Genomic DNA, 14,620 nt, shown 5'->3' with positions numbered 1-14,620 from the left:
ACCCATGACCTCGATCGATCTGAACGCCGACCTCGGCGAGGGCTTCGGCCGCTGGCAGCTGACCGACGACGAGCAGCTGCTGTCCGTCGTCACCAGCGCCAACGTGGCCTGCGGATTCCACGCCGGGGACGCGGCCACCATGCGGCGGGTGTGCGAGCTGGCGGCCGAGCGCGGCGTCCGGATCGGCGCCCAGGTCTCCTACCGGGATCTGGCGGGGTTCGGGCGGCGCGCGATGGACGTGCCGCCCGCGGAGCTCGCGGCCGAGGTGGCCTACCAGATCGGCGCGCTGGAGGTCTTCGCGCGCGCGGCGGGCACGCGCGTGTCGTACGTCAAGCCGCACGGCGCGCTCTACAACCGCGTCGTGCACGACGAGGAGCAGGCCGCGGCGGTCGTGGACGGCGTACGCGTCGCCGACGCCTCGCTGCCCGTGCTCGGCCTGCCCGGCTCGCGCCTGCTGGAGCTCGCCGCCAAGGCGGGTCTGCCGGCCGTCACGGAGGCGTTCGCGGACCGTGCGTACACCCCTGAGGGAACGCTCGTGCCGCGCGGTCACGAAGGCGCCGTGGTCACCGACCCGGAGGCCGTGGTGGAGCGCTCGGTGGGCCTGGCCCGCTTCGGCACGGTCACCTCGCACTCCGGTGCGCGCGTCGACGTACGCGCGCGTTCCCTGTGCCTGCACGGGGACACGCCGGGCGCCGTCGAACTGGCCCGGCGCGTCCGGGAACGCCTGCAGGAGTCGGGGATCCGGGTGGAGGCCTTCGCATGAGGGCGCTGCCCGTCGGGGACAGCGCCCTGCTCGTCGAGGTGTCCTCCGGGGACCAGGCGCAGGCCCTGCACGCGGAACTGCTGCGGCGCCGCGCGGAGGGCCTGCTCACGGTGCGCGAGATCGTCCCCGCGGCCCGCACCGTCCTGCTCGACGGTCTGGCCGACCCGGTCCGTCTGGCTTCCGAACTGACCGCCTCCGAGGTGCCCCCCGCTCCCCCTCGCGAACAGTCGGTCGTGGACATCCCGGTGCGCTACGACGGTCCCGACCTGGCCGACGTCGCCGCCCACTGGGGCGTCGGCGAGCGGGAAGTAGCCCGTATCCACGCGGCCACCGAGTTCAGCGTCGCCTTCTGCGGGTTCGCCCCCGGCTTCGGCTACCTCACCGGTCTGCCGCCGCTGTACGACGTCCCACGCCGGGCCACCCCGCGCACGGCCGTCCCGGCCGGTTCGGTGGCGCTGGCGGGTCCGTACACGGGCGTGTACCCCCGCTCGTCGCCGGGCGGCTGGCAGCTGATCGGGCGCACGGACGCCGTGCTGTGGGACCACGCGCGCGTGCCGGCCGCGCTGCTGTCGCCCGGCACGCGCGTGCGCTTCGTCCCGGTGGGGTGCCCGTGACCGACCGCGCACTCGTCGTCGTCCGCGCCGGAGCGCTCACCACCGTGCAGGACGAGGGACGCTCCGGCCACGCCCACCTCGGCGTGCCCCGCTCCGGTGCGCTCGACGGCCCCGCTGCGGCGCTCGTCAACCGGCTGGTCGGCAACCCGCCCGGGGCTGCCGTTCTGGAGACCACGGTCAACGGGTGTGCCCTGCGGCCGCGTTCGAGAGTCACGGTCGCGGTCGGCGGCGCCCCCGGCCCGGTCAGGGTGGACGGCCGGCCGGTCGCCTGGGGAGCACCGGTGCTCGTGCCCGCCGGTGCGCTCCTGGAGGTCGGCACGGTCGTCTCCGGAGTACGCAGTTACGTGGCCGTCTCCGGTGGCATCACCGTCGAGCCGGTTCTCGGCAGTCGCTCGACGGACCTGCTGTCCGGGCTCGGCCCCGCACCGCTCACGAACGGCATGGTGCTCCCCTTGGGGACGCCGACACACCTCCACGCACGCGTGGACGTCGCCCCGCAGCCCGCTCCTCCGGCCGAACTCGTTCTACGGGTGACACCGGGACCGCGAGACGACTGGTTCACGCCGGAGGCCCTGCGCACGTTCACGTCCCGCACGTACCGCGTGTCCGCCGCGAGCAACCGCATCGGCCTGCGCACGGAAGGCCCCGCGCTGGAACGAGCCCTGCCCGGCGAACTCCCCAGCGAGGGAATGGTGCTGGGTGCGATCCAGGTCCCGCCGGACGGCAGACCGGTCGTCTTCCTGGCCGACCATCCGACCACCGGGGGCTACCCGGTGATCGCGGTCGTCCACCCACAGGACCTCCCGGCCGTAGCGCAGGCGGCGCCGGGAACACCGGTTCGCTTCGTGGCGATGCGCACACGCCAAAGTTGTTAGGGGCGCGGCGCTGTATCGATGTGCCGCTCCGCCGCATGGGCGCGACCAGCACAACGGACCCGCGGCGACGCACCGGCCTCCCCACGCGGCGCTACGCCGCGTCGGGCTGCTCCGCGACAGAAACGGCGGCCAACGCCGCCGACACCGCCGCAGCGGCCCGCAGATCCAGCCGCGCACTCGTCCCCCGCACCCGGTGCCGCATCTCGTCCGCAGCCAGGCCCAGCAGCTGCGGCAGCAAATCGGTGCACCGCCGTGCCACCCACGCCGTACCCGCCGTGGCCAGCCACAACAGGCTCGCCGACCTCGTGGGTACCGGGAACTCCGGCTCGGGCGAAGGCGCGACACCCGTGGCACGGTCCGCTTCCGCCAGCAGCGAGTGGAAGCGGACGGCCAACTGCCGGTGCCCCTGTTCGCCCGGGTGGAGCCGGTCCGCGCTCCACATCGCACGGTCGGTGATCCAGGCTTCCTCGGCCGCATGCAGATGGACGGCCCCGTAGCGGTCGGAAAGGGCGTGTACCACCCGGTTGACCGCCCGCTGACGCCGGGCCAGCGGACGGGCCAGCGAGCCGGGCAGGCCGAGCATCGAGCCGGGGTCGGGCAGACAGGCCGTGAGCAGGGTCGCCCCCTGCTCGGTGAAGGCGGCGTACACCCTGTCGAGCCGTTCGGCCACGGCGTGGATGTCGAAGGTGCAGCGCAGGGTGTCGTTGACGCCGATGACCACGGACACCACATCCGGCCGCAGAGCGAGTCCGGCCGGTGTCTGCTGCTCCAGCACCTCCCGGGTCTGGGCACCGCTGACGGCGAGGTTGGTGAACTCCACGGGCTCCTCGGCCAGCCCGTCGGCGAGGAGCGCGGCCCAGCCGCGCCACCCGTCGACAACGGGATCGCCCACGCCCTCCGTCAGCGAGTCCCCGAGGGCGACGAAACGCACCGGTCTCATGCCACGCCTCCGGGCAGGAAACGGCGTACCGGTACCGGCGCGTCGTGCGCGGCGAGAAACGCGTCCACGGCCGTGTTCCACCCGAAGCACTCCGCACGCGCGCGTGCGCTCTCGCGCCGCTCCCGCTCGGGGAGTCCGAGCAGCATGTCGACGGCGTCCGCGAAGGCCTCCCCGTGGTCCGCGGCGACGGCTCCGGCGGATCCGATCACCTCGGGCAGCGCGGACGACGTGCTGACCACCACGGGCGTGCCGCAGGCCATCGCCTCCAGCGCGGCGAGTCCGAAGGTCTCGGCGGGCCCGGGTGCCAGGCACACGTCGGCGGAGGCCTGGAGGGCGCCGAGCGCGCCGCGGTCGGAGACGTGCCCGAGGAAGGTGACGGGCAGCCTGCGCTCCCGCGCCCGCTGTTCGAGCCGCGGCCGCAGCGGCCCGTCCCCGGCCACCACCAGCACCGCCCGCCCGCCCCGCCGCAGCAGTGCCTCGAGGGCGTCCAGCGCCGTGCCGGGCCGCTTCTCCACGGACAGTCGGGTGCACGTCACGAGCAGGGACTCGTCCACGCGCGCGTAGCGTGCCCGAAGCCCCGGGTCGCGCAGCGCGGGATGCCGCTCGACCAGGTCGACGCCCAGCGGGGCCCGTACGACATTGCGGGCGCCGATCCGCACGAACTCCCGCTCGGCGAACTCGGTCGTGCACACCACGCGCGCGTACGTGTGCGCCGTACGCACGTTGAGGGCGTCGGCGGCGCGGCGGGCCGCCCCCTCGGGCAGCCCCCAGGTGCGCAGGACGCCGTCGGCGGTCTCGTGGGAGACCATCACGGCGGGGATGCGGGCCCGCCGCGCCCACTTGCCGGTCCAGCGCAGGGTCGTACGGTCGGAGACCTCCAGACGGTCGGGGGCCAGGTCCTCCAGGATGCGCGCCACCCGCCGCTTGTCGGTGAGCACGCGGTATCCGCCCGTGCCGGGCAGCAGCGGCCCGGGCAGGGTGATGACGCGTCCCTGTTCGGTGTCGCGGTCGTTGGCGCGTTCGCCGGGGACGATGAGCACGGGCTCGTGTCCTGCGGCCTTGAAGCCCTTGCCGAGTTCCCGCAGGGCGGTGCGCAGACCTCCGGAGGAGGGGGCGACGAAGTTGGCGAGTCGCACGATCCGCAACGAGGTCATGCCGCCACCGCCGTCTTCTGCCGCGCGGCGAGCACGTCCGCGTAGTGCCCGATGAGCTGGTCGCCCACGGCGGCCCAGGTGCGTCCCTCGACGGTGGCGCGGGCGGTGGCGCCGAAGGAGATCCGCCGCTCCGGGTCCCCGGCCAGGGACTGCACGGCGTCCCTTGTGGCGTCCGCGTCGTGGGGCGGCACCAGCAGCCCGGTGCGCCCGTGGGCGACCAGGTCGAGGGGACCGCCGACGGCGGGAGCGACGACGGGGACGCCGCTCGCCATGGCCTCCTGCACGGTCTGGCAGAAGGTCTCGAAGGGGCCGGTGTGCGCGAAGACGTCCAGTGAGGCGTAGATCCGGGCGAGTTCGTCGCCGGTGCGGCGGCCGAGGAAGACCGCGCCCGGCAGCGCCTCGTCGAGGCTCGGCCGGCTGGGGCCGTCACCGACGACCACGACCTTCACCCCGTCGAGGCCGCAGACGCCGGCCAGGAGCTCGATGTGCTTCTCGGGGGCGAGCCGGCCGACGTAGCCGACGATCAGCTCGCCGTTCGGGGCGAGTTCGCGGCGCAGGGCCTCGTCGCGCAGGTGGGGGCGGAAACGGACGGTGTCCACGCCGCGCTGCCAGAGCTTGACCCTGGGCACGTCGTGGGTCTTCAGGTCGTGCATCGAGGCGCTGGAGGGGGCGAGGGTGAGGTCGGCGGCGGAGTGCACGGAGCGGATGCGCCGCCAGGCCGCGGCCTCGCCGGCACCCATGTAGGTACGAGCGTATCCGGCCAGATCCGTCTGGTAGACGGCCACGGCCGGGACGCCGAGCCGGGCGGCGACCGCCATGCCGCGGACGCCGAGGACGAAGGGGCTGGCCAGGTGGACGATGTCGGCCCGGTGTGCCATGACCGCCGCGGCCAGGCGGCGGCTGGGCAGGGCGACACGGACCTGGGGATAGCCCGGGAGCGGGAGGGAGGGGACACGGACGACGGGGCACGGCGCCTGGGCGTCGGGCCCGGTCCCGGCCCGGGCGGCAAGAGCGGTTGCGGCCGGGGCGACGACGAGCGGAAGGTGACCGCGATCTACGAGGTGCCGGGCGGTCTGGAGCGCGCAGTGGGCCACGCCGTTCACGTCGGGGGGAAAGGATTCGGTCACTATGACGACACGCATACGGGTGTTGTCGCCGGGCTGGACGTGGTCGCGTCAACGTGGATCTTTGCGAAGAATGAACGTCCCGTGAGCGTTCCTGTGCACACCCGAGCAGGTCAGGCCGTGTCCATGACCGCCTGACCCGCGGGTCACCCGTTGTTCATCCAGTGCCCGTGCCGCGGCCCGGGGAGCGCGTGCGTGCTCAGACAGCGGGTCCTTCGGGTGCGATCCGACTGCGTACGGCGGTCTGCACTTCGGCTTCCTCGGCCGGGTCGGCGGCGAGCCGGCGCAGCTGTTCGACGACCCGTGCGTCGCCGGTCTCGGCGTGCCGGGCGGCGATCTCGCGGGTGGTCTCCTCGCAGTCCCAGAGGCACTCGACGGCGAAGCCCGCCGGGAAGGAGGGATCGGTGGCGGCCAGGGCGCGGGCGGCTCGGCCCCGGAGATGGGAGGAGGCGGTTTCGCGATAGATATGGCGCAGTACGGGGGCGGCGCAGGCGATGCCGAGCCGGCCGGTGCCGTCGACGAGGGTCCACAGGGTGGGGGCGTCCGGCCCCTCGCCCCGTACGGCTTCGCGCAACGCTCCGAGGACGAGGTCCTTGTCCTCGGTTCCCCCGCGGCAGGCGAGCATACGGCCGGCGGCGGCGCCCAGGGGGTCGGGCCGGTGGGCCCAGCCGCGGGCGCGGTCGACGGCGGCGACACTGCACATCCGTTCGAAAGTCTCGACGGCGGCTTCCACAACGGCCGGTGAGCCGGTGAGCACGGCCCCCTCGATCAGATCGAGGGCGTCGGGATCATTGCTGTCCGCGAGATAGCGCAGCGCGGTGCAGCGGGCTCCGTCGGTGCCGTCCTTGGCCGCCTGGACGATCTCGGGCCGGTCCTCGGGACCGGCGACGGCGGTGAGACAGCGAGCGGCCGGGACGTGCAGCGCGGCACCCCGTTCGATGCCCTGTTGGGCCCATTCGAACACGGCCTGCACGCTCCACCCCGGACGGGGCCCGGATGGTCGCATCTGCCGCTGCCAGCGGTCGAAGCAGCCGGTCTCCTGAGCGGCACGCACACGTGTGGCGATCGATTCGCGCGGATCCTCCGCCCACAGCCGCCACGGCCGGGGCTCGAAGGCGTCACGCACGACGGCGGCCAGTGCGGCCTCGCCCTCGGTGTCGGTGGCGAAGCGGGCCAGCACGGGAGCCGCGAGGGCCCGCAGGCCGGCGTCGTCGTCGCGCAACGCCAGTTCGTCCAGGGCCCAGGCCCAGTTGGAGCCGGAGGCGGCGTACCTGCGCAGCAGTGCGAGCGCGTCCCGCCTGCCGTAGGAGGCGAGGTGGCCGAGGACGGCCAGGGCCAGTCCTGTGCGGGACTCCTCGGTGTCGAAGACGTCCTCGACGTCGAAGAGGTGCGCCTCGATCTCGTCCAGCTCGCCGTTCAGGTCGAGGTAGAGACGGGCGTAGTAGAGAGAGCGGTTCTCCACCTGCCAGTCGTGGCGGGGGTCGCGCAGCACACAGTGGTTCAGCGCCGCGAGCGCCTCGGCGCGCGGGGCGGTGAGCGCGTGCAGTGTGCCGTCGCCGCGGCCCCGCTGGAGCAGGCCGAGCAGCGTACCGCTGGGCGCTATGACCGGATCGAACATGGGAAACAGCCTCACATCAAGCGTCGACGCAACCGGGGAACACGCATTACCTGGCCGCGTGACACAACGTCGGGGCGCCCGCCGTCTCGTGCTTGCTGTAGACCATCTTCCTCTGCCTCTCGTCAAGTGGCCCTCGCGGACCGCATCACGGCCCGCGCGGTGCGGCAACACCTGCCCAGCCATCGCGTCCGTGAATCACGACGTCATGATGACTCGGCACTTCGACCTGCCGCGACCGAAATTTCGGCGGCCCTGTACCGCCTCCCCCGTTTTCTGTGTTTTCGCTGGTCAGAACATTCGGATCAGTGTGCGCCGAACAACTCGAGCAGTTCCGTCTTGCCGAACATCCGCGCCGTGTCGACGGCCGACGGGGTGCCCGCGGCCGGATCGGCACCGCCCTCCAAGAGGGCCTTGATGACATCCGTCTCGCCCTTGAAGACCGCCCCGGCGAGCGGGGTCTGGCCCCGGTCGTTGATCCGGTCGCCCTCCGCGCCCCGGGCGAGCAGGGCGCGTACCGCGTCCGCGTGTCCGTGGTAGGCGGCGAGCATCACGAGCGAGTCACCGCGGTCGTTGGTGAGGTTGGCGGGAACGCCCGCGTCGACGTACGCCACGAGCGCCTCGGTCTGCCCCTGCCGGGCCAGATCGAAGATCTTGGTCGCCAGCTCCACGACCTCGGGGTCGGGGGCTTCTGTCATCGGCCGGACCGCCTCTCAATACAACCGTTCAGGTGAATCGACAGGGTACTGGCTTCCGCGGTACATGACCCGGTCCACCGGAGGTAAAGATCACCACAGACCAGGCAGGCCACGGAGGTTCGGCCCGATCGCTCCGGGCCGGCTCGACCAGTTGAGGGAAATCCACCGAGATTCATCCATTTGCACCTTTAATACTATGGATACATGCTGTGATCCTGGAAGTACTCATGGTGACTGTCCCCGTGAACCAGGAGAAAAAAATGATCCTGTCCATCTCCGGCGTGGTCCTCCTCGGCATCATCGTCTTCCTCTTCTTCCGCAAGGACGGCCTGAAGGCCTCGCACATGCTGGTCTCGGCCCTGTTCGGCTTCTACCTCGCGAGCACTGCGATCGCCCCGAGCATCAAGGCCGGCGGCGAGAGCCTCGCGAGTCTCCTCGGCGGCATCAAGTTCTGACGCCGCACCTCCCGCCCGTACGCACCACCAGGAGAATGCAGTGGCCCGGCGTCCCCTCCCCCGCATCCTGAGCAAGGACAACGCGCAGATCGCCCGGATGCAGATCGCCCGGAGCCGGGAGCTGGCCCGGTCGGCGGCCGACAGCGCCACCGACGTCCTCCACCCGCTGATCACGGTCACCCGCGGTCTGCGCCGACTGGCGGCGGCCGGGCGGCACAAGTGGGCCGACACCCCCAAGGACCGGCGTGGGCCGCTGCTGTTCCTGGTGGCCTCGGTGATCCTGGTCGTGGCACTCGTGCCGTACGGGCCACTGCTCGCCGTCATCGGCCTGATGACGGCGGCAGCACTGCACGGCCGGGACCGCGCACCGGCGGCGCCCGAAGGGCCGGACGAGTCCCAGGTGCAGCGCCTCAAGTCGCTGTACGAGGCCCTGATCCCGTACTTCTCGATCGCCGAGGACCCCTCCCCCCTGTACGCCCACGGCGGCGAGTGGGAGAAGGCCTTCCCCGCCTACGAGTTCGACGAGTCGGGCCGGGTCACCCGTCTCGTGATCCGCTACCCGGCGTACTTCACCGACGGCGAGGCCGACTCCCGCGCCCGGATCGAACAGCTGCTGCACGCCAAGTCGGGACGCGGCCGCGAATACCACTTCGCATGGGAGGAAGAGGGCAACGAGCTGACGGTCACCGTGCTGCCCCCGCTGCCCACCGACATCACCGCCCAGCGATACGTCACGGCGCCCGGCGAGACGGTCCTCGGCTTCACGGACCCCACCCAGGTCCAGCGCACGCTGCCCCTCACCTACGGAGCGGACACACGTGACGTTCCGCCGGTCGTCTGGCGCACCGGCATCCGCTCCACCGCACCGCACCTGCTGATCATGGGCCAGCCAGGCAGCGGCACCTCGACCCTGCTGCGCTCCATCGCCGTGCAGGCGCTCCAGCACGGCGATGTCGTGATCGTCGAGGGCGGCACCGGCGAGTACGCCTGCCTGACCGGCCGGGAGGGTGTTCTGGCCGTCGAGTGCGGGCTGACCGGCGCGCTGACGAGCCTCGAGTGGGCCGCCCTCGAGACGGAGCGCCGGCTGATCGCGGCGAACCGCGCCCGTCAGGCCGGGCAGCCGCCACCGGAGGACACCAGGCGTCCCCTGTGGCTCCTCCTGGATCGCCCGAGCGCCTTCGCGCATCTCGCCGCCGCGGACGGCCGCGAGGACCCGCAGTCGCTGCTCCAGGTCCCGCTCCGGCACGGCCGCGCGGTGAATGTGACGGTCGTGGTGGGCGAGCAGTTCGACCACGCCGAAGCGCTCAGCGACGACGTACGGCAGCACACGCGCGCGCGTGTCGTTCTCGGCCCTGCGACGGCCGAGCAGCTGTCAGGGGTCCTGGGTGCCCTTCCGTCCACGACTCCGGCCGCCGAGGTCCCGCCCGGCCGCGGCTACGCCCGTCTCGGCACGGGCCCGGTGCACCGGCTTCAGGTGCCGTCGACTCCGGACCCGTACGACGACACGGCGAGCGACGGGCACCGCAGAGCGGTGCTGGCGCTGCTGCCGCCGCGGACCACGCCGGCCGACCAGGAGTCCGCCGACGCCAAGCCCCTCGCGGCCGTGCCCGTCGAGGCCGTGCCCGTCGAGGCCGTGCCCGTCGAGGCCGTGCCGGTCGAGGCGGTTCCCATCGACGACGAGCCGGTCGGGGCGGAACCGGTGCCTGCGGAGGCCATGGCGGCGGAGGCGCCCTGAGACCCCACCGCCGGATGCCGGAGTCCTGGAGAACGGCGCCTCGGCCCGCGGCTACGCCACGAACGTCCGCGGCGACTCCCCGCCCCCCGACGCCCCGCCCGCCACCAACCGAGCCGCCGCGGCCAGCCGCATCGCCGCCTCGTCGGCGACCGCGCCGCCCACGGTGAACGGCAGCCGCACATACCCCTCGAAGGCGCCGTCGACCCCGAAGCGCGGACCGGACGGCACCCGCACCCCGACCCGCTCCCCCACCTCGGCGAGCCGGGAGCCCGACAGCCCCCCGGTCCGCACCCACAGCGTCAGTCCGCCCTGCGGGACTTCGAACTCCCAGTCGGGCAGCTCCCTCCGCACCGCCGTGACCAGCGCGTCCCTGTTCTCCCTGGCCTGCCCGCGCCGCAATTCCACGGCCTCTTCCCAGCCCCCCGTGCTGAACAGCCAGTTCACGGCGAGCTGCTCCAGCACGGGGGTGCCCAGATCGGCGTACGCGCGCGCGGCGACCAGGCTGCGGATCACATCCGGTGCCGCCCGCACCCAGCCGATGCGCATCCCCGCCCAGAAGGCCTTGCTGGCCGATCCGACGGTGATCACCGTGGACCCGGCGGGGTCGAAGCCGCACACGGGCCGCGGCATCTCGACACCTTCGTCCAGCCACAGCTCGCTCATCGTCTCGTCCGCGATCAGCACCGTCCCCGCCGACCTGGCCGCCTCCACGAGCTGTCGTCGCTGGTCGTCGCCGGCGAGTGCGCCCGTCGGATTGTGGAAGTCGGCGACGATGTACGCGATCCGGGGTGCCGCGTCGCGCAGCACCTGCCGCCAGCGGTCCAGGTCCCAGCCGGCCAGGCCCTCGGCCATCGCCACGGGCACCAGCCGCGCCCCCGCCTCCCGCATCAGCTGGAGGATGTTGGCGTACGACGGCGACTCGACGGCGACGCGCTCGCCCCGGCCGGCGAAGAGGTGACAGATCGCGTCGATCGCCCCCATGGCCCCCGTCGTCACCATGATCTGCTCGGGCATCGTCGGGATCCCGCGCGCGGTGTACCGGTCGGCGATCATCGAACGCAGCGCGGGCAGACCGGCCGGGTAGTCGCCGTGCGTGTGCGCGTACGGCGGCAGCTCCTCCAGGGCGCCCTGGACGGCGCGGGTCAGCCAGGGCTCGGGCGCGGGGAGCGCCGCGGTGCCCAGGTCGATCATCGAGCCCAGGGCCTCGGGCGGCAGGGGCTCCAGGCCGCGCGCGGGGAGCGGGTTGCCGGCCGGAACGGCGGTCCAGCTGCCGGCGCCGCGCCGGGACTCCAGGAATCCCTCGGCGCGCAGCGCCTCGTAGGCCGCCGCGACCGTCGTACGGCTGACGGACAGGGCCAGGGCCAGCTCGCGCTCGGCGGGCAGCCGGGCGGCCACCGGAACACGGCCCTCCAGCACCAGCAGCCGGATGCCGTCGGCCAGCGCGCGGTAGGCGGGCGGGCGGCGCGTGCCGGGCCCGGCCGGGCGGTCCTGCTGGGAGTTGAGCAGCCGGGCGAGCTGCGCCGCTCCTATCGCCGAAGTCCACGTTGCCATGGAAATCAGTCCACCTTCCCCGAATTGGCCATGGATGATGCTTCCACCCAAGCCACAGGGTGTCACGAACCAGGCCACTACGACCACAGGGGGGCACCTCTTGTCCACGAGGAACCGTCTCGGGCGACGGCTGATCCAGCTCTACGTCGGTCTCGCGCTGTACGGCGCGAGTTCCGCGCTCCTCGTCGAGGCGGGCCTGGGCCTCGAGCCCTGGAACGTGCTGCATCAGGGCCTGGCCGAGCTCACCGGACTGACCATCGGTGTCGTGTCGATCGTCGTGGGCGCGGCGGTGCTGCTGCTGTGGATCCCGCTGCGCCAGCGCCCGGGCCCGGGCACGGTCTCCAATGTCTTCGTGGTCGGCATCGCCATGGACGGCACGCTCGCGCTCGTTCCCGACGTGCACTCCCTGGCCGTACGGATCCCTCTCCTGTTGGCCGGCATCCTGCTCAACGGCATGGCCACCGGTCTCTACATCTCCGCCCGCTTCGGGCCGGGCCCGCGGGACGGGCTGATGACGGGCCTGCACCGGCGTACCGGCCGTTCGATCCGTCTGATGCGGACGGCGATCGAGGTGGCGGTCGTCGCCACGGGTTTCGCCCTCGGCGGCACCGTCGGCATCGGCACGGTCCTCTACGCGGTGTCGATCGGCCCGCTCGCCCAGCTCTTTCTGCGGGTGTTCGACGTCCCGCCGGCATCCGGCGGCAGCACGGTCGTTGCCGAAGGGCAACCCCGCAGGGCGATACTTCGACGGTGACCACGCGGATACGCCATCCCTATCTCGACCATCCCGGCCCGATCGCCTTCGCCCACCGGGGCGGGGCCGCGGACGGCCTGGAGAACACCGTGCTGCAGTTCCGGCGGGCGGTGGAGGCGGGCTACCGCTACATCGAGACCGACGTCCACACCACGGCGGACGGCAAGCTGGTCGCCTTCCACGACTCGACTCTGGACCGGACGACCGACGGCACCGGGCGCATAGCCGACCTGCCGTGGAAGGACGTGAGCCACGCGCGCGTGGCGGGCAAGGAGCCGGTACCGCTCTTCGAGGAACTGCTTGAGACCTTTCCCGAGGTGCGCTGGAACGTCGACCTGAAGGCGGAGTCCTCGCTGCACCCCTTCCTGGACCTGATCGAGCGCACGCGCGCGTGGGACCGGATCTGCGTCGGCTCGTTCTCCGAGGCGCGCGTCGTGCGCGCCCAGCGGCTGGCCGGGCCGCGGCTGGCGACCTCGTACGGCACCCGGGGCGTGCTCAACCTGCGGCTGCGCTCCTGGGGCGTCCCGGCCGCACTGCGGGCCTCCGCGGTCGCCGCCCAGGTGCCCGAGTCGCAGTCCGGCATCCAGGTCGTCGACCACCGCTTCGTCCGCGCCGCCCACGCGCGCGGGCTGCAGGTGCACGTGTGGACCATCAACGAGCCCGACCGCATGCACCGCCTGCTTGACCTGGGCGTCGATGGCATCATGACCGATCACATCGACACGTTGCGCAAGGTCATGGAAGAACGCGGCGTCTGGGTCTGAGCGCCCGGCGGCCCTCCCCCGAGCCTTCGCACGGCATTTCAGCGGGGAAGCGAGGGCACAGGTGAGCACCGACACCGTGCGGACGGACGTCATCGACCGGCGGCGCGAACAGCGCGGCTGGTACTTCTACGACTGGGCCTGCTCCGTCTACTCGACGAGCGTGCTCACCGTGTTCCTGGGCCCCTATCTGACGGCCGTCGCCAAGTCCGCGGCGGACGCGGACGGTTTCGTGCATCCGCTGGGCATCCCCGTGCGGGCCGGCTCGTTCTTCGCGTACTGCGTCTCCGCGTCCGTGATCGTGTCGATCCTCGTGATGCCGCTGGTGGGCGCGGCCGCCGACCGCACGGGGCGGAAAAAGCCACTGCTGGCCGCCTGCGCCTACGTGGGGGCGACGGCCACCACGGGCCTGTTCTTCCTGTCCGGGGACCGCTATCTGCTGGGCGGCCTGCTGCTGATCGTCGCCAACTCGTCCGTGGCCGTCTCGATGGTCGTCTACAACTCCTACCTGCCGCAGATCGCACCGCCCGAGGAGCGCGACCGGGTCTCCTCGCGCGGCTGGGCCTTTGGCTATGCGGCCGGCTCGTCGATGCTGATCGTGAACCTGATCCTGTTCACCGGGCACGAGTCCTTCGGCGTCTCCGAAGCGACGGCCGTCCGCATCTGCCTGGCCTCCGCGGGCCTGTGGTGGGGCGCCTTCACCCTCGTACCGCTGAAGCGGCTGCGTGACCGCCGTACGGCGTCCTCGGCTTCCTCGGCGCCCGCGGTGCACGGCTGGCGGCAGCTGGCGTCCACCGTCCGGGACATGCGCGGCAAACCGCTCACCCTGGCCTTCCTGCTCGCCTACCTCATCTACAACGACGGCATCCAGACGGTGATCTCGCAGGCGTCGGTGTACGGCTCCCAGGAGCTGGGCCTGAGCCAGTCCACGCTCATCACGGCCGTACTGATGGTCCAGGTGCTGGCGGTGGCGGGCGCGCTGGGGATGGGGAGGCTGGCCCGGACGTACGGAGCCAAGCGCACCATCCTCGGCTCACTGGTGGCGTGGACGGTGACCTTGGCTGCGGGATACTTCCTGCCGGCCGGGGCGCCGGTGTGGTTCTTCGTGCTGGCGTCCGGGATCGGCCTCGTACTGGGCGGCAGCCAGGCCCTCTCCCGCTCCTTGTTCTCGCATCTGGTCCCGCCCGGCAAGGAGGCCGAGTACTTCTCGGCGTACGAGATGAGCGACCGGGGCATGAGCTGGCTGGGGCCGCTGCTGTTCGGGATCACCTACCAGCTGACCGGAAGTTATCGCGACGCGATCATCTCGCTCGTGGCCTTCTTCGTCATGGGATTCGCCCTGCTCGCAAGGGTTCCGGTGCGGCAGGCGATCCTGGATGCCGGCAATCCGGTTCCCGAGAGGATTTAGCGCTCACGACGAAAGGGCTGTAGTGTACGCGTTTGGCCTGCCAGGCGTACCGTTACTGCGCGTCAAAGATGACGAAACGCTGGGTGACATCTGCTAGCAGATGTGACAAACCGGGCGACGGTGGGTACAACAAGGGGCGGCTACGACGGCGACGCATGACCCGGAACGGGACA

Annotated in this window: 14 protein-coding genes; 8 read left to right on the top strand and 6 right to left on the bottom strand. The window is 72.3% G+C overall.

Annotation, left to right across the window (positions count from 1 at the left end; all coding sequences use genetic code 11):
* Positions 1-4 precede the first annotated feature (4 nt).
* From ACWC1K_RS33645 to ACWC1K_RS33635, 3 genes are read left to right on the top strand one after another with little or no spacing between them, the layout of a single operon-like run.
* Complete coding sequence (locus ACWC1K_RS33645; protein WP_450836714.1) at positions 5-763, top strand: LamB/YcsF family protein; 759 nt, start codon at positions 5-7, stop codon at positions 761-763.
* Positions 760-1,377, top strand: coding sequence for a 5-oxoprolinase subunit B family protein (locus ACWC1K_RS33640; RefSeq protein ID WP_450836713.1), 618 nt, complete (start codon positions 760-762; stop codon positions 1,375-1,377). Before ACWC1K_RS33645 ends, ACWC1K_RS33640 begins: the two co-directional genes overlap by 4 nt.
* Positions 1,374-2,252: a 5-oxoprolinase subunit C family protein gene (locus tag ACWC1K_RS33635; RefSeq protein WP_450836712.1), complete on the top strand. Its 879-nt coding sequence runs from the start codon at positions 1,374-1,376 to the stop codon at positions 2,250-2,252. Before ACWC1K_RS33640 ends, ACWC1K_RS33635 begins: the two co-directional genes overlap by 4 nt.
* Positions 2,253-2,343: 91 nt before the next feature.
* Here the strand turns inward: ACWC1K_RS33635 and ACWC1K_RS33630 are convergent, their stop codons facing one another.
* From ACWC1K_RS33630 to ACWC1K_RS33610, 5 genes are all read right to left on the bottom strand, one after another.
* Complete coding sequence (locus ACWC1K_RS33630) at positions 2,344-3,192, bottom strand: SGNH/GDSL hydrolase family protein (protein ID WP_450836711.1); 849 nt, start codon at positions 3,190-3,192, stop codon at positions 2,344-2,346.
* Positions 3,189-4,346, bottom strand: coding sequence for a glycosyltransferase (locus ACWC1K_RS33625; protein WP_450836710.1), 1,158 nt, complete (start codon positions 4,344-4,346; stop codon positions 3,189-3,191). The genes ACWC1K_RS33630 and ACWC1K_RS33625 overlap by 4 nt, the downstream gene beginning before the upstream one ends.
* Complete coding sequence (locus tag ACWC1K_RS33620; protein ID WP_450836709.1) at positions 4,343-5,488, bottom strand: glycosyltransferase family 4 protein; 1,146 nt, start codon at positions 5,486-5,488, stop codon at positions 4,343-4,345. Before ACWC1K_RS33620 ends, ACWC1K_RS33625 begins: the two co-directional genes overlap by 4 nt.
* 181 nt (positions 5,489-5,669) lie before the next feature.
* Positions 5,670-7,088 carry a HEAT repeat domain-containing protein gene (locus ACWC1K_RS33615; protein WP_450836708.1) on the bottom strand — a complete coding sequence of 473 codons (1,419 nt, stop codon included), beginning with the start codon at positions 7,086-7,088 and terminating at the stop codon, positions 5,670-5,672.
* 302 nt (positions 7,089-7,390) lie between these two features.
* Complete coding sequence (locus ACWC1K_RS33610; protein WP_123963814.1) at positions 7,391-7,783, bottom strand: ankyrin repeat domain-containing protein; 393 nt, start codon at positions 7,781-7,783, stop codon at positions 7,391-7,393.
* 260 nt (positions 7,784-8,043) lie between these two features.
* Here ACWC1K_RS33610 and ACWC1K_RS33605 point away from each other — a divergent pair, with 260 nt between their 5' ends.
* Positions 8,044-8,238, top strand: coding sequence for a hypothetical protein (locus tag ACWC1K_RS33605; protein WP_099934012.1), 195 nt, complete (start codon positions 8,044-8,046; stop codon positions 8,236-8,238).
* Positions 8,239-8,278: 40 nt separating this feature from the next.
* The gene (locus ACWC1K_RS33600) at positions 8,279-9,973 is read left to right on the top strand and encodes a hypothetical protein (RefSeq protein ID WP_450836707.1); all 1,695 of its coding nucleotides are present in this window, start codon (positions 8,279-8,281) and stop codon (positions 9,971-9,973) included.
* Between the two features lie 51 nt (positions 9,974-10,024).
* Here ACWC1K_RS33600 and ACWC1K_RS33595 read toward each other — a convergent pair whose 3' ends face one another.
* Positions 10,025-11,524, bottom strand: coding sequence for an SCO1417 family MocR-like transcription factor (locus ACWC1K_RS33595; RefSeq protein ID WP_450836706.1), 1,500 nt, complete (start codon positions 11,522-11,524; stop codon positions 10,025-10,027).
* Positions 11,525-11,624: 100 nt separating this feature from the next.
* Between ACWC1K_RS33595 and yczE the strand changes: the two genes are divergently transcribed.
* The 3 genes from yczE (at position 11,625) to ACWC1K_RS33580 (ending at position 14,447) form a co-directional block, all read left to right on the top strand.
* On the top strand, positions 11,625-12,278 hold the full coding sequence (yczE, locus tag ACWC1K_RS33590) for a membrane protein YczE (protein ID WP_450836705.1): 654 nt from the start codon (positions 11,625-11,627) through the stop codon (positions 12,276-12,278).
* Positions 12,275-13,042, top strand: a complete 768-nt coding sequence (locus tag ACWC1K_RS33585) for a glycerophosphodiester phosphodiesterase (protein WP_450836704.1) — start codon at positions 12,275-12,277, stop codon at positions 13,040-13,042. Before yczE ends, ACWC1K_RS33585 begins: the two co-directional genes overlap by 4 nt.
* 61 nt (positions 13,043-13,103) lie before the next feature.
* Positions 13,104-14,447 (top strand): MFS transporter, encoded by a 1,344-nt coding sequence (locus ACWC1K_RS33580; protein WP_450836703.1) that lies wholly within the window; start codon positions 13,104-13,106, stop codon positions 14,445-14,447.
* The last annotated feature ends 173 nt before the right edge of the window (positions 14,448-14,620 follow it).

Source organism: Streptomyces sp. NPDC001492 (genome assembly GCF_053597275.1).
This window is presented reverse-complemented; position numbering and strand designations above follow the sequence as displayed.